14 protein-coding genes and 2 pseudogenes are annotated in these 16,836 nt (G+C 63.1%); 10 read left to right on the top strand and 6 right to left on the bottom strand.

Annotated features, from left to right (window positions below):
• Window positions 1-128 precede the first annotated feature (128 nt).
• Window positions 129-893: a methyl-accepting chemotaxis protein gene (locus QN085_RS26050; protein WP_370464237.1), complete on the bottom strand. Its 765-nt coding sequence runs from the start codon at window positions 891-893 to the stop codon at window positions 129-131.
• A gap of 141 nt (window positions 894-1,034) precedes the next feature.
• Window positions 1,035-1,859 (bottom strand): annotated as a pseudogene (locus QN085_RS26045) (PDC sensor domain-containing protein); the annotation flags it as partial.
• A 314-nt stretch (window positions 1,860-2,173) separates the two neighbouring features.
• Between QN085_RS26045 and QN085_RS20890 the strand changes: the two are divergent.
• On the top strand, window positions 2,174-3,649 hold the full coding sequence (locus tag QN085_RS20890; protein ID WP_013974050.1) for a helicase HerA-like domain-containing protein: 1,476 nt from the start codon (window positions 2,174-2,176) through the stop codon (window positions 3,647-3,649).
• 156 nt (window positions 3,650-3,805) lie between these two features.
• Here the strand turns inward: QN085_RS20890 and QN085_RS20885 are convergent, their stop codons facing one another.
• On the bottom strand, window positions 3,806-5,278 hold the full coding sequence (locus tag QN085_RS20885; RefSeq protein ID WP_013974049.1) for an inorganic phosphate transporter: 1,473 nt from the start codon (window positions 5,276-5,278) through the stop codon (window positions 3,806-3,808).
• A 311-nt stretch (window positions 5,279-5,589) separates the two neighbouring features.
• Entirely contained in the window at window positions 5,590-5,790 is a 201-nt protein-coding gene (locus QN085_RS20880; protein WP_003259583.1) for a hypothetical protein, read from the bottom strand.
• Window positions 5,791-6,278: 488 nt separating this feature from the next.
• Here QN085_RS20880 and pcaR point away from each other — a divergent pair, with 488 nt between their 5' ends.
• From pcaR to pcaC, 9 genes are all read left to right on the top strand, one after another.
• Window positions 6,279-7,169 (top strand): pca regulon transcriptional regulator PcaR, encoded by an 891-nt coding sequence (gene pcaR, locus QN085_RS20875; protein WP_013974048.1) that lies wholly within the window; start codon window positions 6,279-6,281, stop codon window positions 7,167-7,169.
• A 327-nt stretch (window positions 7,170-7,496) separates the two neighbouring features.
• Complete coding sequence (gene pcaK / locus QN085_RS20870) at window positions 7,497-8,843, top strand: 4-hydroxybenzoate transporter PcaK (RefSeq protein WP_023660978.1); 1,347 nt, start codon at window positions 7,497-7,499, stop codon at window positions 8,841-8,843.
• 152 nt (window positions 8,844-8,995) lie between these two features.
• Window positions 8,996-9,856, top strand: a complete 861-nt coding sequence (locus tag QN085_RS20865; protein ID WP_015271654.1) for a CoA transferase subunit A — start codon at window positions 8,996-8,998, stop codon at window positions 9,854-9,856.
• Window positions 9,853-10,632, top strand: coding sequence for a CoA-transferase subunit beta (locus QN085_RS20860; protein WP_015271653.1), 780 nt, complete (start codon window positions 9,853-9,855; stop codon window positions 10,630-10,632). Before QN085_RS20865 ends, QN085_RS20860 begins: the two co-directional genes overlap by 4 nt.
• Window positions 10,629-11,834, top strand: coding sequence for a 3-oxoadipyl-CoA thiolase (pcaF, locus tag QN085_RS20855; RefSeq protein ID WP_169774743.1), 1,206 nt, complete (start codon window positions 10,629-10,631; stop codon window positions 11,832-11,834). Before QN085_RS20860 ends, pcaF begins: the two co-directional genes overlap by 4 nt.
• 185 nt (window positions 11,835-12,019) lie before the next feature.
• Window positions 12,020-13,309, top strand: coding sequence for an MFS family transporter (locus QN085_RS20850; RefSeq protein ID WP_013974043.1), 1,290 nt, complete (start codon window positions 12,020-12,022; stop codon window positions 13,307-13,309).
• Between the two features lie 9 nt (window positions 13,310-13,318).
• A complete protein-coding gene (locus QN085_RS20845) occupies window positions 13,319-14,671 on the top strand; it encodes a 3-carboxy-cis,cis-muconate cycloisomerase (protein ID WP_024087692.1) in 1,353 nt (450 codons plus the stop codon).
• Between the two features lie 11 nt (window positions 14,672-14,682).
• Complete coding sequence (pcaD, locus tag QN085_RS20840; protein ID WP_013974041.1) at window positions 14,683-15,474, top strand: 3-oxoadipate enol-lactonase; 792 nt, start codon at window positions 14,683-14,685, stop codon at window positions 15,472-15,474.
• Between the two features lie 10 nt (window positions 15,475-15,484).
• Window positions 15,485-15,877, top strand: coding sequence for a 4-carboxymuconolactone decarboxylase (pcaC, locus tag QN085_RS20835; RefSeq protein WP_013974040.1), 393 nt, complete (start codon window positions 15,485-15,487; stop codon window positions 15,875-15,877).
• Between the two features lie 127 nt (window positions 15,878-16,004).
• Here the strand turns inward: pcaC and QN085_RS20830 are convergent, their stop codons facing one another.
• Complete coding sequence (locus tag QN085_RS20830) at window positions 16,005-16,517, bottom strand: Mpo1 family 2-hydroxy fatty acid dioxygenase (protein ID WP_013974039.1); 513 nt, start codon at window positions 16,515-16,517, stop codon at window positions 16,005-16,007.
• A gap of 226 nt (window positions 16,518-16,743) precedes the next feature.
• Window positions 16,744-16,827 (bottom strand): annotated as a pseudogene (locus QN085_RS20825) (hypothetical protein); the annotation flags it as partial.
• Window positions 16,828-16,836 lie beyond the last annotated feature (9 nt).

The raw sequence follows: 16,836 nt of genomic DNA, 5'->3' as shown, positions 1-16,836 counted from the left end.
TGGGGCGGGGGATCGGTGTGGGCTTCTTCGCGGGCTTGTCCGTTCCCACAGGGATTACACAGGCTTCAGGGTCTGTGCAGTTCCTGTGGTAACGGGCAAGCCTGCGAAGCAGGCGACGCGGATTGAGATCAGATGCGGAAGCTGCCCACCAGGTGCTTCAGGCGGCCGGCCTGCTGCTCCAGGTCGGAGCAGGCGCGCAGGGTGGCCTGCAGGTTTTCCACGCCCTCCTGGTTGAGCATGTTGATTTCGTTGATGTCCATGTTGATCGCTTCGACCACGGCGGTCTGCTCTTCGGTGGCGGTGGCTACCGACTGGTTCATGCCGTCGATCTCTCCGATGCGCACGGTAACGCTGTCCAGCCGTTCACCGGCCTGGTTGGCAATCTGCATGCTGTCCTGGCTGTGGCGCTGGCTCTGGTCCATGGTCTCGACCGATTCGCGCGCGCCGACCTGCAGTTCCTCGATCATGGTCTGCACCTGTTGCGCCGACTCCTGGGTGCGGTGCGCCAGGTTGCGTACTTCATCGGCGACAACCGCAAAACCACGCCCGGCTTCACCGGCGCGTGCCGCCTCGATGGCCGCGTTCAGCGCCAGCAGGTTGGTCTGCTGGGAAATGCTGGTGATCACCTCAAGGATCTGACCGATGTTGACGGTCTTGCTGTTCAGCGTCTCGATGTGCGCGCTGGAAGTGACGATCAGGTCGGACAGGCGGTTCATTGCTGCAATGTTGCGTTCCACCACCTGCTGTCCTTCTTCGGCCAGCAACCGCGCCGAACTGGCGTGCTGCGAGGCCTGGGCGGCGTTGCCGGCAATTTCCTGGGCGGCGGCGCCCAGTTCGTTGATGGCGGCGGCCACGCTGTTGGTGCGGTTGGACTGTTCGTCGGAGTTGGTCATCGACGAGTTCGAGGCACTGATGACCCGCAGGGCTACTTCGTTGACCTGCTCGGTGGCCGAGGACACTTCGCGGATTGAGCTGTGAATACGCTCGACGAAACGGTTGAAGGCGCTGCCCAAAATGCCGAATTCGTCATGGTTGTGGATACGCAGGCGCTTGGTCAGGTCGCCTTCACCTTCGGCGATGTCTTCCATGGCGCGGGTCATGGTGTGCAGCGGCTGCATCAGCACACGGATCAGCAGGCCGAGCAGGCCGATGATGATCACCACCGCCACCAGAGTGGCGATTACCGCCGAGGTGCGGAAGGTGCTCAGCATCGAGAAGGCTTTGTCCTTGTCCACCGACAGGCCGATGTACCAGTTGGCCGACGGCAGGCCGGTGATCGGGGTGAAGGTCAGCAGGCGGGCCTGGCCGTCGCTCTGCACTTCGGTCAACTCACCGCTCAGTTTCGGCGTGTGCTGCGGGAACAGGTCCGACAGCGACTTCATCACCAGGTCTTTGTCCGGGTGCACCAGGATCTTGCCTTGATCGTTGACCAGGAAGGCATAGCCCATGCCGCCGAAGTTCAGCGAGTTGATGATCTGCACCAGGCCGTCCAGGGCCAGGTCGCCACCGACGACACCGACACTGCCGGACACTTTGTTGATGATGCCGATGACCATCCTGTTGGTGGCCATGTCGATGTATGGCTCGGTCAGGATCGGGCCTGCGGCGTTCATGCCGTCCTTGTACCAGGGGCGGATGCGTGGGTCGTAGCCGTCTGGCATCTTCGTGTCAGGACGCACGCTGAAGCCACCGTCGACCTTGCCCACGTAAACTGTGAGAAAGCTCGAGATCAGTGCATTCTGGCTCATCAGGGTTTCTGCGCTGGCCGGGTTCTGGGCAATATTCTGCGCCAGGTTTTCCACCAGCTTGATACGGCCTTCGAACAGGTTGCGGATATTGGTCGAAGTGGAAGCGCCCATCTCAGCCAGATAGTTCTCGAGGTCCTCGCGGATCGCATTACGTTGGAGGTAATCGTTGTAGAGCGTGAAAAGGCTGAAGGCGAGTATCACGATCAGTGATGCTGCCAAAAGAATCTTGTGGCTGAAACGAAGGCTTTTGTTCATGGCGTAATCGGTTCCGCTAAGGTTTCATATCAGGCGTTTGCACGCGTGGGGTCGCAAAGCAGTGCAATATCCCGAAAAAGTCCCTTTTCGGTTGTTCCTCTCTATTAAGGCGAATATCACCCACAGGTATCGGCCGAATTACGGTAAAGCTTGAGCAGAGGATTTAAGAGATGTCGGAATTTTCGACCATCGTTGTAGGTGCTGGTCCGGATGGCCAGCCGGTTGGGCAAGCCATGAGGTTGGCCAACCGCCATGGCCTGGTTGCGGGCGCTACGGGTACTGGCAAGACCGTCACCCTGCAGCATCTGGCGGAAGCGTTCAGTGACGCCGGGGTTGCGGTGTTCGCCGCCGATGTCAAAGGCGACCTGTGCGGCCTGGGCGCTGCTGGTGCGCCGCAGGGGAAGGTGGCCGAGCGTATCGCCGGCATGCCCTGGCTGGGGCACAGGCCCCAGGCTTACCCGGTGAGCCTGTGGGACATTGCCGGGCAGTCCGGCCACCCGCTGCGTACCACCCTCAGTGAAATGGGGCCGCTGCTACTGGGCAACCTGCTGGAACTGACCGACAGCCAACAGGCGGCGCTTTACGCGGCGTTCAAGGTGGCCGACCGTGAAGGCCTGCTGCTGCTCGACCTCAAGGACCTCAAGGCGCTGCTCGCGCACCTGAAGGACAACCCGCAACTGCTGGGCGAAGACAGCGCGCTGATGACCACGGCCTCCACTCAGGCGCTGTTGCGCCGGTTGGCGACCCTGGAGCAGCAGGGCGCCGAGGCGTTGTTCGGTGAACCGGGGTTGCAGCTTGAGGACCTCCTGCGGCCAGACCCGGATGGCCGTGGGCGTATCCACCTGCTGGACGCCAGCCGGTTGGTTCACGATGCCCCCAAGGTGTACGCGACCTTCCTGTTGTGGCTACTGGCCGAGTTGTTCGAACAGTTGCCCGAGCGTGGTGATGCCGACAAGCCGGTGCTGGCGTTGTTCTTCGATGAAGCGCACTTGTTGTTCAACGATACACCCAAGGCATTGCAGGATCGTCTGGAGCAGGTGGTGCGGCTGATTCGTTCCAAGGGCGTGGGTGTGTACTTCGTCACCCAGTCGCCGGGAGACTTGCCAGATGCGGTGCTGGCCCAGTTGGGCTTGCGCATTCAGCATGGCTTGCGGGCGTTCACTGCCAAGGAGCAGAAGTCGCTGCGGGCGGTGGCTGATGGCTTCCGCCCCAACCCGGCGTTCGACACCTTGGCGGTGCTGACCGAACTGGGTATTGGCGAGGCGCTGGTGGGGACACTGGAAGAGAAGGGCACGCCAGCGATGGTGCAGCGTGTGCTGATTGCACCGCCGCAGTCGCGTATCGGGCCGTTGAGCGCGGCTGAGCGCAGTGTGCTGATTGCCAATTCGCCGCTGGCAGGGCGTTACGACAAGCCGGTGGACCGTGAGTCGGCGTATGAGATGCTGACCCAGCGCAAGGGCGAGCCGGTGGAGCCCGCGCCGCAACCCAAGGCGGATGAAGAAAGCTTTGCCGACAAGGCTGGTGAGTTCTTGCAAAGTGCGGCAGGGCAGGCCATCAAGTCGGCGGTGCGCCAGGCGGCCAACCAGTTGGGGCGGCAGTTGGTGCGAGGGTTGATGGGGTCGTTGCTGGGGGGCAAGAAAAGGTAGGTTGCCTGTACCGGCCCCTTCGCGGGTAAACCCGCTCCCACAGGTTCATCACAGATATCAAGAGCTGTGCATTACCTGTGGGAGCGGGTTTACCCGCGAAGAGGCCGGTACAGAAAAAAGGCGACCCGAAGGCCGCCTCTTTCAGAACCGTATCACTCAGCCAATGGCTTTGGACGCCAGCCAGAACAGGCCGGCCGCCAGGCCCATCGACGCAGGCAGGGTCAGTACCCAGGCCAGCAGGATGGTCTTCACGGTGCCGCCTTGCAGGCCGCTCTTGTTGGCGACCATGGTGCCGGCCACACCGGACGACAGCACGTGGGTGGTCGATACCGGCAGGGCGAAGATGTTGGCCATGCCGATGGCACAAGCCGCGGTGATCTGTGCCGACATGCCCTGGGCATAGGTCATACCCTGCTTGCCGATCTTCTCGCCAACGGTCAGTACCACGCGCTTCCAGCCGACCATGGTACCCAGGCCCAGGGCCAGGGCGACGGCCACGATCACCCAGAACGGGGCGTACTCGGTAGTGGCAGTCAGGTCTTTGCGCAGTTTTTCCAGATCGGCCTTTTCACGGGCTTCCAGACCCGGCAGCTTGCCGACCTTCTTCGCCGTGTCGTCCAGGCACAGCAGGTAGCGGCGCACTTCGACACGCTTGTCGGCACTCAGGCTGTGGTAGTCGGTCACGCCCTGCAGCGAGGACTGCAGCGCGGCAATGGTCGGCTCGGTCTGCTGCGGGTTGCAGCTGAACTGCTCCGGCAGGTCGCTGGACTTGGCCTTGCCCAGGGCCAGGAACTCGCCCAGGGTGGCGGCGTTGCGCTGGTAGAACTGGCTCATGTGCAAGGTGGCGTCGCGGGTACGCTCGATCTGGTAGGTGGTGCTGTTCAGGTCGAGGACGAATTTGGCCGGGACGATACCGATCAGCACCAGCATGATCAGGCCGATGCCTTTCTGGCCGTCGTTGGAACCATGCACGAAGCTCACGCCCATGGCCGAAACCACCAGTACCAGGCGGTTCCAGAACGGTGGGTGCTTTTTGTCGTCGAGCTTGCGGCGCTGCTCGGGGGTCTTGTGCATCTTCGACAGCGGACGCCACCACTTGAGGCCGATCAGCACCATAGCGGCAACGGCGAAGCCGGCCATCGGCGAGACCACCAGCGACATGGCGATGTCGATTGCCTTCTGCCAGTTGACACCGTCGCCCAGCGGGATGTCGTTGATCAGGGCGTTGGCCAGGCCGACGCCGAGGATGGAGCCGATCAGCGTGTGCGAGCTGGAGGCGGGGATACCGAAGTACCAGGTGCCCAGGTTCCAGGTGATGGCCGCAGCCAGCAGCGAGAAGACCATGGCCAGGCCGTGTCCGGTGTTCACATTGATCAGCAACTCTACTGGCAGCAGGTGCACGATGGCATAGGCCACCCCGACACCGCCGAGCAGAACGCCAAGGAAGTTGAACACGCCGGAGAAGAACACGGCGAGGTGCGGCGGCATGGCTTTGGTATAGATGACGGTAGCTACCGCGTTGGCGGTGTCATGAAAGCCATTGATGAACTCGAAGGCGAGCACGAAGGTCAAGGCGAGCAGCAGGCTCACCAACACCCAGGCATCCAGTCCGCTGAATAATTCGATCATGAAGGTTGTCTGGCGATCTTAGGGGGGCGGGATTATGCCAGAAAACGTTGGCAATCGATGCATTTGCGACAGACCGACGGCAATCTTCCTTACGCGAGCGTGATGTGCACGGTGCAACGTGCCGGCAGGGAAATATCCGCTAAAGCGCGTAAAAGCTGGCGAAAACCGGCAAAAAGCTGGATAAAAAGCCGCTTCGCTTATTTTCAAACGGGCGTATGAAATTTGTGTAATTCCATTTCACCTTCGGCCGGACAGTAAAGATCGACCGCGCCCGGGCTGGCCGGGCGACGACGCGCTGGCGTGGTCCCGGGTCAGGGAGTGTCGCTGCGCAGTTCCTTTTCCATACGTTCCAGTTCCTGGCTGAAGGCCTGGTCGCGCACGCTGGCGCGCTTGCGCCAAGGTTTGCGTTCCGGATCCGGTTGTGCGGCGTAAGTGGTGACTTCGCCACCATAAACATCCTTGTAACGTTCAGCCTGGCGCTCGAGTTCCGCGCGCAGTTCATCTTTCGTCACAGTAGTACCTGAATTAAGTTTGATGACAGTTGTTATGCGTTGTGCAGCGTGCACATGCCTTGCTGGCAGCAACGGTTTGATACAGCGGAAGGTTCCATTGCCACGGCATCGTCGAGGCCTGCGCAATCGATTATAGCAATCGATATTCGCCGAACATCGTAATTTACCCAACCCTGACATCACAAGACGCAAGTAATGGAATGCATTCGATGACAGTTTGGGCCTTTCGTACAAGTTTGAAAGGCAATACGGACAAAAGTTCGTTGCAGTGCAGCAGCGGGACCGTCGAGCGGGAGGGTAATGAAAAACGGCCTCGCCAAAAGGCGAGGCCGTTGCCTGGGGACTTCTACGGTGGGTACCTGACCAGTCTCTCCAAAGAAGCCACAAGTGGCATGAGAAAGGTATAAGTAAAAGTGTCAGCGGTCAATTGCGATTATCGGCCGTTTGTTCGATAATCGCACGAGTGGGCGTTTTTTTTGAGGTGTGCGATGAGTGACGAAACCTTGGCCAGCGATTCCGTCAATCCAGAGTCGGTCAACCTGGAGCAGGGGCGACCTGCCTCGGCAGCCCTGGCACCGCCGATCGTGGCGTCACCGGCCAAGCGCATCCAGGCCTTTACCGGCGACCCGGACTTCATGACCTCCCTGGCGCGAGGCCTGGCAGTCATCCAGGCCTTTCAGGAACGCAAGCGTCACCTGACCATCGCCCAGATCAGCCACCGCACCGAAATCCCCCGTGCTGCGGTACGCCGTTGCCTGCACACGTTGATCAAGCTGGGTTACGCCACCACCGACGGGCGCACCTATTCGCTGTTGCCCAAAGTGCTGACGCTGGGGCATGCGTACCTGTCGTCGACGCCGCTGGCGATTTCCGCCCAGCCTTACCTGGACCGCATCAGCGACCAGCTGCACGAGGCGGCCAACATGGCCACGCTCGAAGGTGACGACATCCTTTATATAGCCCGTTCGGCGACCGTGGAGCGGTTGATTTCGGTCGACCTGTCGGTGGGCGGGCGCCTGCCGGCCTATTGCACATCGATGGGGCGCATCCTGTTGGCGGCCATGGACGACACCAGCCTGCGTGAATACCTGGAGCGTGCCGACCTGAAGGCGCGTACCAGCCGTACCTTGCACGACCCCGAGTCGCTGTTCGCCTGTATCCAGCAGGTGCGTGCCCAGGGCTGGTGCGTGGTAGACCAGGAGCTGGAGCAGGGGCTGCGCTCGATTGCGGTGCCGGTGTATGACGCCTCGGGGCAGGTGCTGGCGGCGTTGAATGTGAGTACCCATGTCGGGCGGGTGACGCGCAGTGAGCTGGAGCAGCGGTTCTTGCCGATCCTGCTCGCAGCCAGCCGGGACCTTTGCCATCAGTTGTTTGGCTGAGCCCCGCAGGGCGCACAGCGCGCCACTTTCAAATTTAGAACAGGAAAAACCCTTTCCTGTGCGATAAACGCACAGTGTCGTTCGCGGTGAATTGCGCCGCCTCCGCCCGCTGATTAATGTCTCTCGCAACGGTCGGCTGTGCCGACCGAACAAGAAAAACATAAGAGGCACTTAACATGAATACTGTCCCCTCGCTGCCGCGGCCGCACCCGCGCGCAGTACCGTTATATCCAGGCTGACGCCGGCCGCATTCCCCAAATCATCGTCCTCTGTACCGTTTGATCGCGTGCAGTGGGCTGGCTGTGCCCCTCATTCTGGAAAACAATAATGAATCAAGCGCAAACCAACGTCGGCAATAGCCTCGACGTCCAGTCGTTCATCAATCAGCAGCCGCTGTCCCGCTACCAATGGCGGGTGGTGTTGCTGTGCTTCCTGATCGTCTTCCTCGATGGCCTGGACACCGCCGCCATGGGCTTCATCGCCCCGGCCCTTTCGCAGGAGTGGGGGATAGACCGCGCCAGCCTCGGCCCGGTCATGAGTGCTGCATTGATCGGTATGGTTTTCGGTGCCCTCGGCTCCGGCCCGCTGGCGGACCGTTTTGGCCGCAAGGGCGTGCTGGTGGGCGCAGTGCTGGTATTCGGTGGCTTCAGCCTGGCCTCGGCCTACGCCACCAACGTCGATCAGTTGCTGGTGTTGCGCTTCCTGACTGGCCTGGGCCTTGGTGCAGGCATGCCCAACGCCACCACGCTATTGTCTGAATATACCCCCGAGCGCCTCAAGTCGCTGTTGGTGACCAGCATGTTCTGCGGCTTCAACCTGGGCATGGCCGGCGGTGGTTTCATTTCCGCCAAGATGATCCCGGCCTACGGCTGGCACAGTCTGCTGGTGATCGGTGGCGTGCTGCCGTTGCTGCTGGCGCTGGTGCTGATGGTGTGGCTGCCGGAGTCAGCGCGGTTCCTGGTGGTGCGCAACCGGGGGACTGACAAGGTGCGCAAGACCTTGTCGCCCATCGCGCCACAGGTGGTGGCCGAGGCGGGCAGCTTCAGCGTGCCGGAGCAAAAGGCAGTGGCTGCGCGCAACGTGTTTGCGCTGATCTTCTCCGGTACCTACGGCATGGGCACCATGCTGTTGTGGCTGACCTATTTCATGGGCCTTGTGATCGTCTATCTGCTGACCAGCTGGTTGCCAACCTTGATGCGCGACAGCGGCGCGAGCATGGAACAGGCTGCCTTCATCGGCGCACTGTTCCAGTTCGGTGGCGTGCTGAGCGCCGTCGGTGTGGGTTGGGCCATGGACCGCTTCAATCCGCACAAGGTGATCGGCATTTTCTACCTGCTGGCCGGGGTGTTCGCCTACGCCGTGGGGCAGAGCCTGGGCAACATCACCGTATTGGCCACGCTGGTGCTGGTTGCCGGCATGTGCGTGAACGGCGCCCAATCGGCGATGCCTTCGCTGGCGGCGCGCTTCTATCCGACACAGGGCCGCGCCACAGGGGTATCGTGGATGCTGGGTATCGGCCGCTTCGGTGCGATTCTCGGGGCCTGGAGTGGTGCGACGCTGCTGGGGCTGGGCTGGAACTTCGAACAGGTGCTGACGGCGTTGCTGGTGCCGGCGGGGCTGGCGACCGTGGGTGTGATCGTGAAAGGGCTGGTGAGCCACGCTGACGCTACCTGACGCAATGAGGCCAGTACAGGCAGTGAGGGGAGATAGGTAGGGATGCAATAATTGGTTCGATAATCGCACAAATAGTCGATTATCGGATTGTAAGCCACCCACCAGTCTCCTTAATCTGAGCTCACCGAAGCACCCTGACCAGGAGTCTCCAAATGGCTGCAATTCTCCCGCTTCACGAAGCCGTGAAGCAGTTCATCCAGGATGGCGATACCGTCGCCCTCGAAGGTTTCACCCACCTGATCCCGACTGCCGCCGGCCACGAGATCATCCGTCAGGGCAAGCGCGACCTGACCCTGGTGCGCATGACTCCGGACCTGATCTACGACCAGCTGATCGGCGCCGGCTGCGCCAGCAAGCTGATCTTCTCCTGGGGTGGTAACCCAGGTGTCGGTTCGCTGCACCGCCTGCGTGATGCCGTCGAGAAGCAGTGGCCACACGCCATCGAAATTGAAGAACACAGCCATGCCGACCTGGCAAACGCCTATGTCGCCGGTGCTTCTGGCCTGCCGTTCGCCGTGCTGCGTGCCTACGCCGGCTCCGACCTGCCGAAGGTCAACCCGCTGATCAAGAGCGTCACCTGCCCGTTCACCGGGGAAGTGCTGGCAGCTGTGCCGTCGGTGCGCCCGGATGTGACCGTGATCCACGCGCAAAAGGCCGACCGCAAAGGCAATGTGCTGCTGTGGGGCATCCTCGGCGTGCAGAAGGAAGCCGCCCTGGCCGCCAAGCGCTGCATCGTCACCGTCGAGGAAATCGTCGACGACCTGCAGGCCCCGATGAACGCCTGTGTGCTGCCGACCTGGGCCCTGAGCGCGGTATGCCTGGTACCTGGCGGTGCGCACCCGTCCTATGCCCACGGCTACTACGAGCGTGACAACCGCTTCTACCAGGCCTGGGACCCGATCGCGCGTAGCCGCGAATCGTTCACCGCCTGGATCGACACCTACATCCGTGGCACTGCCGATTTCAACGAATTCAAGGCCAAGCTGGCCAGCACTGCGGAGGCCGCACAATGAGCTACTCCACTTCCGAAATGATGACCGTCGCCGCAGCCCGTCGCCTGCGCAACGGTGCTGTGTGCTTCGTCGGCATCGGCCTGCCGTCCAAGGCTGCCAACCTGGCGCGCCTGACATCTTCGCCAGACGTGGTGCTGATCTACGAATCCGGCCCGATCGGCGCCAAGCCAAGCGTGCTGCCGCTGTCTATCGGCGACGGCGAGCTGGCCGAAACCGCTGACACCGTGGTGCCGACCGGCGAGATCTTCCGCTACTGGCTGCAAGGTGGGCGCATCGACGTCGGCTTCCTCGGCGCCGCCCAGGTCGACCGCTTCGGCAACATCAACACTACCGTCGTCGGTGATTACCACGCCCCGAAAACCCGCCTGCCAGGTGCTGGTGGCGCACCGGAAATCGCTGGTTCCGCCAAGCAGGTACTGATCATCCTCAAGCAGTCGCCGCGTGCCTTTGTCGACAAGCTGGACTTCATCACCTCGGTTGGCCACGGTGAAGGCGGCGACTCGCGCAAACGCCTTGGCCTGCCAGGCGACGGCCCGGTCGGCATAATCACCGACCTGTGCATCATGGAGCCGGAAGCCGGCACCCACGAATTCGTCGTCACTGCGATCCACCCGGGTGTGACCCGCGAGCAGATCATCGCCGCCACTGGCTGGGCGATCCGCTTTGCCGACGATGTGCAGACCACCGCCGAACCGACCGAAGTCGAGCTGTCCGCCCTGCGTGACCTCGAAGCCCGTACCGCCGCGGCCCATGGCCAGGTCGCAGGAGAAGCCTGATGCGCGACGTATTCATCTGTGACGCCATTCGCACCCCGATCGGCCGCTTCGGTGGCGCCCTGGCCGGCGTGCGGGCCGACGACCTGGCCGCCGTGCCACTGAAGGCGCTGATCGAGCGCAATCCGACCGTGCAGTGGGATCAGGTTGACGAAGTGTTCTTCGGCTGCGCCAACCAGGCTGGTGAAGACAACCGCAACGTGGCACGCATGGCGCTGCTGCTGGCCGGCCTGCCGGAGAGCATTCCGGGTGTCACCTTGAACCGCCTGTGCGCGTCGGGCATGGATGCCATCGGCACTGCCTTCCGCGCCATTGCCAGCGGCGAAATGGAGCTGGCGATTGCCGGCGGCGTCGAGTCGATGTCGCGTGCCCCGTTCGTCATGGGCAAGGCCGAAAGCGGCTATTCGCGCAACATGAAGCTCGAAGACACCACCATCGGCTGGCGTTTCATCAACCCGCTGATGAAGAGCCAGTACGGTGTGGACTCCATGCCGGAAACCGCCGACAACGTGGCTGACGATTACCAGGTTTCGCGTGCCGACCAGGACGCCTTCGCCCTGCGCAGCCAGCAGAAGGCAGCTGCGGCCCAGGCCGCCGGCTTCTTCGCCGAAGAGATCGTGCCGGTGCGTATCGCGCACAAGAAGGGCGAGACCATCGTCGAGCGTGATGAACACCTGCGCCCGGAAACCACGCTGGAAGCCTTGACCAAGCTCAAGCCGGTCAACGGCCCGGACAAGACCGTCACCGCCGGCAATGCCTCGGGCGTGAACGACGGTGCCGCGGCGTTGATCCTGGCTTCGGCCGAGGCTGTGAAGAAACACGGCCTGACCCCACGTGCCCGCGTACTGGGCATGGCCAGCGCCGGTGTTGCACCGCGAGTGATGGGCATTGGTCCGGTGCCGGCAGTGCGCAAGCTGACCGAGCGCCTGGGTGTGGCGGTGAATGATTTCGATGTGATCGAGCTCAACGAAGCCTTTGCCAGCCAAGGTCTGGCGGTGCTGCGTGAGCTGGGTGTGGCCGACGATGCACCGCAGGTGAACCCCAACGGCGGTGCCATCGCCCTGGGCCACCCGCTGGGCATGAGCGGTGCGCGGCTGGTGCTGACTGCGCTTCACCAGCTGGAGAAGAGCGGTGGGCGTAAAGGCCTGGCGACCATGTGTGTGGGCGTAGGCCAAGGTTTGGCGCTGGCCATCGAGCGGGTTTGACTTGTACCGGCCTCTTCGCGGGTGAACCCGCTCCCACAGGGAACCACGCATCCCCTGTGGGAGCGGGTTTACCCGCGAAGAGGCCGGCACATGCGACTCAAGGCCAGTTGCCAGCCAGATAGCGGAACGAGTGTGTTACCAGGTGTGTCTAGAATTACCTGCGACCCTCCAGGAGTAAACTCACCATGACCTCAACCTATTACACCGGCGAAGAACGCAGCAAACGCATCTTCGCTATCGTTGGTGCCTCTTCGGGCAACCTGGTGGAATGGTTCGACTTCTACGTCTATGCCTTCTGCGCGATCTACTTTGCCCCGGCTTTCTTCCCCTCCGACGACCCCACCGTGCAGTTGTTGAACACGGCAGGCGTGTTCGCCGCGGGCTTTCTGATGCGCCCCATCGGTGGCTGGATCTTCGGCCGCCTCGCTGACCGCCATGGTCGCAAGAATTCCCTGATGATCTCGGTGCTGATGATGTGCTTCGGCTCGCTGATGATCGCCTGCCTGCCTACCTATGCCAGCATCGGCACCTGGGCCCCGGCGCTGCTTTTGCTGGCCCGGTTGATCCAGGGCCTGTCGGTAGGCGGCGAGTACGGCACCACTGCCACTTACATGAGTGAAGTAGCCCTGCGCGGCCAGCGCGGTTTCTTCGCCTCGTTCCAGTACGTGACCCTGATCGGCGGCCAGTTGCTGGCGGTGCTGGTGGTGGTGATCCTGCAGCAGCTGCTCACCGAAGAAGAGCTGCGCGCCTGGGGCTGGCGCATTCCGTTCGTGGTCGGTGCCATTGCCGCCCTGATCTCGCTGATGCTGCGCCGCTCGCTGCATGAGACCAGCAGCGCCGAAACCCGCCAGGACAAGGACGCCGGCACCATCAAGGGCCTGTTCCGCGACCACGCGGCGGCCTTCATCACCGTGCTCGGCTATACCGCGGGCGGTTCGCTGATCTTCTACACCTTCACCACCTACATGCAGAAGTACCTGGTCAACACCGCTGGCATGACCGCAAAAAACGCCAGCTACGTGATGACCGGCGCGCTGTTCCTGTTCATGGTGCTGCAGCCGTTCTTCGGCATGCTCTCCGACCGCATCGGCCGGCGTAACTCGATGATGCTGTTCGGTGCCCTGGGTACGCTGTTCACCGTGCCGTTGCTGATGGCGCTGAAGACCGTGAGCAGCCCTTTCATGGCCTTCGTGCTGATTTCCCTGGCGTTGTGTATCGTCAGTTTCTACACCTCGATCAGCGGCCTGGTGAAGGCCGAGATGTTCCCGCCGCAGGTGCGCGCACTGGGTGTGGGCCTGGCCTATGCAGTGGCAAACGCGGCGTTCGGCGGTTCGGCCGAGTACGTGGCCCTGGGCCTGAAGACCTTGGGCATGGAAAACACTTTCTACTGGTACGTGACGGCGATGATGGCGATTGCCTTCCTGTTCAGCCTGCGCCTGCCGAAGCAGGCCGCGTACCTGCACCACGATAATTAAGGACGTGGCATGACCAACCTACTGTTCGACGCCTACTTCACCGCACCGGCCATGCGCGAGATCTTCTCCGACCGTGGCCGCCTGCAGGGCATGCTCGATTTCGAAGCGGCGCTGGCGCGGGCCGAGGCGGCTGCCGGGCTGGTCCCGCATAGCGCGGTAGCGGCCATCGAGGCGGCGTGCCACGCCGAGCGCTATGACGTTGGCGCGCTGGCCAATGCCATCGCCACTGCTGGCAACTCGGCGATCCCGCTGGTGAAGGCGTTGGGCAAGGTGATTGCCAGTGGCGTGCCCGAAGCCGAGCGCTATGTGCACCTGGGCGCCACCAGCCAGGACGCGATGGACACTGGCCTGGTCCTGCAGCTGCGTGCTGCCCTCGACCTGATCGAAGCCGACCTCGGCAAGCTGGCCGATACCCTGTCGCGTCAGGCCTTGCAGCACGCCGACACGCCGCTGGTGGGGCGCACCTGGCTGCAGCACGCCACCCCCGTGACCCTGGGCATGAAACTGGCCGGTGTGCTGGGCGCCTTGACCCGTCATCGCCAGCGCTTGCAGGAGCTGCGCCCACGCTTGCTGGTGCTGCAGTTCGGCGGCGCCTCGGGTAGCCTGGCGGCGTTGGGCAGCAAGGCGATGCCGGTGGCCGAAGCCCTGGCCGAGCAGCTCAAGCTGACCCTGCCCGAGCAGCCCTGGCACACCCAGCGCGACCGCCTGGTGGAGTTTGCCTCGGTACTAGGCCTGGTCGCTGGTAGCCTGGGCAAGTTCGGCCGCGATGTCAGCTTGCTGATGCAGACCGAGGCGGGGGAACTGTTCGAGCCTTCCGCGCCGGGCAAGGGTGGGTCTTCGACCATGCCGCACAAGCGCAACCCTGTCGGCGCCGCGGTGCTGATCGGCGCCGCGACCCGCGTGCCGGGGCTGGTTTCGACGCTGTTCGCCGCCATGCCCCAGGAGCATGAGCGCAGCCTCGGCCTGTGGCATGCCGAATGGGAAACCCTACCGGACATCTGCTGCCTGGTCTCTGGTGCGCTGCGCCAGGCCCAGGTGATTGCCGAGGGCATGGAAGTGGATGCCGCGCGCATGCGCCGTAACCTCGACCTGACCCAGGGCCTGGTGCTGGCCGAAGCGGTGAGCATCGTCCTCGCCCAGCGCCTGGGCCGCGACCACGCCCATCACCTGCTGGAACAGTGCTGCCAGCGCGCTGTGGCCGAACAGCGCCACTTGCGCACCGTGCTGGGTGAAGAGCCGCAGGTCAGTGCCGAACTGTCCGCCGAAGAACTCGATCGCTTGCTCGACCCTGCCCATTACCTGGGCCAGGCCCGCGTCTGGGTGGCGCGCGCCGTGTCCGAACATCAACGTTTCACTGCCTGAAGGAGACCGCTGTGGCGCACTTGCAACTGGCCGATGGCGTTTTGAATTACCAGATCGATGGCCCGGAAAACGCCCCGGTGCTGGTCCTGTCCAACTCGCTGGGCACCGACCTGGGCATGTGGGACACACAGATACCACTGTGGAGCCAGCACTTGCGCGTGCTGCGCTACGACACCCGTGGCCACGGTGGGTCGCTGGTCACTGAAGGCCCCTACAGCATCGATCAGCTGGGCCGTGACGTGCTGGCCCTGCTCGATGGCCTGGATATCGCCAAGGCGCACTTCGTCGGCCTGTCGATGGGCGGCTTGATCGGCCAGTGGCTGGGCATCAACGCAGGCGAGCGCCTGCACAGCCTGACCCTGTGCAATACCGCCGCCAAGATCGCCAACGACGAGGTGTGGAACACACGTATCGACACCGTGCTCAAGGGCGGCCAGCAGGCCATGGTCGACCTGCGCGATGCCTCCATCGCCCGCTGGTTCACCCCGGGCTTCGCCCAGGCCCAGCCAGCGCAGGCCCAGCGCATCTGCCAGATGCTGGCGCAAACCAGCCCGCAAGGTTATGCCGGCAACTGCGCGGCGGTGCGTGATGCCGATTACCGCGAGCAACTGGGCCGTATCCAGGTGCCGGCGCTGATCGTTGCTGGTACCGAGGACGTGGTGACCACTCCGGAGCACGGCCGCTTCATGCAGGCCGGTATCGCGGGTGCCGAGTACGTCGACTTCCCGGCGGCGCACCTGTCCAACGTCGAGATCGGCGAGGCGTTCAGCCGCCGAGTGCTCGCCTTCCTGCAGGCTCACTGAGGATACCGCCATGGACGAGAAACAACGTTACGACGCCGGCATGCAAGTACGCCGCGCAGTGCTTGGCGATGCCCACGTGGACCGCAGCCTGGAGAAGCTCAACGACTTCAACGGCGAGTTCCAGGAGATGATCACCCGCCACGCCTGGGGTGACATCTGGACTCGCCCTGGCCTGCCGCGCCATACCCGTAGCCTGATCACCATCGCCATGCTGATTGGCATGAACCGCAACGACGAGCTGAAGCTGCACCTGCGCGCGGCGGCCAACAACGGCGTGACCCGCGACGAAATCAAGGAAGTGCTGATGCAGAGCGCGATCTATTGCGGCATTCCGGCGGCCAATGCCACCTTCCACATGGCTGAGTCGGTGTGGGATGAGCTGGGTGTGGAGTCGCGTACCTGACCACTACGCGGTCCCTTGTAGGAGCGGCCTTGCGTCGCGATGGGCCGCGCAGCGGCCCCTAGGCTTCAGCTTCGCAGCCAATATTGCCGGGGCCGCTTCGCAGCCCTATCGCGACACAAGGCCGCTCCTACATAGAGCGCGCCACCACGGGCCCGGCGTTGGCCTCGACGGCGCGTTTCAGGGCCGGGCACAGGCCGAGCATGAATGCCGCTTCTGCCACCACGAACAACGGCCCGATGATCAACCCGCTGACATCGTCGACAAACGCCGGCTTGCGGCCTTCGTAGTAATGGCCGACGAACTGGATGATCCAGCCCACCACGAACGCCCCCAGCCCGGTGCCGAGCCACAGCGCTGTCGTCTGCATCGCCAGCACCTGGCCGACCCACAGGCATAGCCCAAGCAACAACCCCATCACCAGGCCGAAGCGCAGATCCAGGCGCAGGTAGAACCAGACCGAGGCCGCCGCCGCCGGCAGGGCAGGGGACAGCCACATGCCGGCTACCTCCCAGCCAGGGCGCGACAGCAGGATAGTGACCGCCAGCACGATCATCGGGATGCCGACGAAGTGGGTGGCGATGTTGCGTGGGTCGCGGTGGTAGCTGGCGTATTGGCTCAGGTGGTCGACGAGGGTTTTCATTGTTTTGCCTCCCTGGTTGCCTGATCGAGGTGTATTGCCTGTTCCGGCCTCTTCGCGGGTAAACCCGCTCCCACAGGGTCACCACAACTCCTGAGGGCTGCGCTGGACCTGTGGGAGCGGGTTTACCCGCGAAAGGGCCGGTACAGGCGACCGATATAGCTCAGGATAGCCCGCCCCCGCCACCATCATCAGCTCAGCGAATGGCAGCAGCCCGCACTGGTATATCCAGGCGCCGGGCATGTTGCAGCACCACCAGGCCTTCTGGGGTGGGCGGCAGGGCTTTGCTGGCGCGGTCGACCAGGGGGCAGCCGCGAAGAAT

Source organism: Pseudomonas sp. M2(2023), from assembly GCF_030263955.1.
Lineage (GTDB): Bacteria > Pseudomonadota > Gammaproteobacteria > Pseudomonadales > Pseudomonadaceae > Aquipseudomonas > Aquipseudomonas asiatica.
The sequence above is the reverse complement of the archived record's forward strand: the minus strand, read 5'-3'. Positions and strand labels throughout refer to the sequence as shown.

Bases quoted from the DNA above. Each gene is read 5' to 3' on its own strand.
- QN085_RS26050 (WP_370464237.1), bottom strand. From the start codon at position 893: ATGACCAACTCCGACGAACAGTCCAACCGCACCAACAGCGTGGCCGCC.
- QN085_RS20890 (WP_013974050.1), top strand. From the start codon at position 2,174: ATGTCGGAATTTTCGACCATCGTTGTAGGTGCTGGTCCGGATGGCCAG.
- QN085_RS20885 (WP_013974049.1), bottom strand. From the start codon at position 5,278: ATGATCGAATTATTCAGCGGACTGGATGCCTGGGTGTTGGTGAGCCTG.
- pcaR (WP_013974048.1), top strand. From the start codon at position 6,279: ATGAGTGACGAAACCTTGGCCAGCGATTCCGTCAATCCAGAGTCGGTC.
- pcaK (WP_023660978.1), top strand. From the start codon at position 7,497: ATGAATCAAGCGCAAACCAACGTCGGCAATAGCCTCGACGTCCAGTCG.
- QN085_RS20865 (WP_015271654.1), top strand. From the start codon at position 8,996: ATGGCTGCAATTCTCCCGCTTCACGAAGCCGTGAAGCAGTTCATCCAG.
- QN085_RS20860 (WP_015271653.1), top strand. From the start codon at position 9,853: ATGAGCTACTCCACTTCCGAAATGATGACCGTCGCCGCAGCCCGTCGC.
- QN085_RS20850 (WP_013974043.1), top strand. From the start codon at position 12,020: ATGACCTCAACCTATTACACCGGCGAAGAACGCAGCAAACGCATCTTC.
- QN085_RS20845 (WP_024087692.1), top strand. From the start codon at position 13,319: ATGACCAACCTACTGTTCGACGCCTACTTCACCGCACCGGCCATGCGC.
- pcaC (WP_013974040.1), top strand. From the start codon at position 15,485: ATGGACGAGAAACAACGTTACGACGCCGGCATGCAAGTACGCCGCGCA.
- QN085_RS20830 (WP_013974039.1), bottom strand. From the start codon at position 16,517: ATGAAAACCCTCGTCGACCACCTGAGCCAATACGCCAGCTACCACCGC.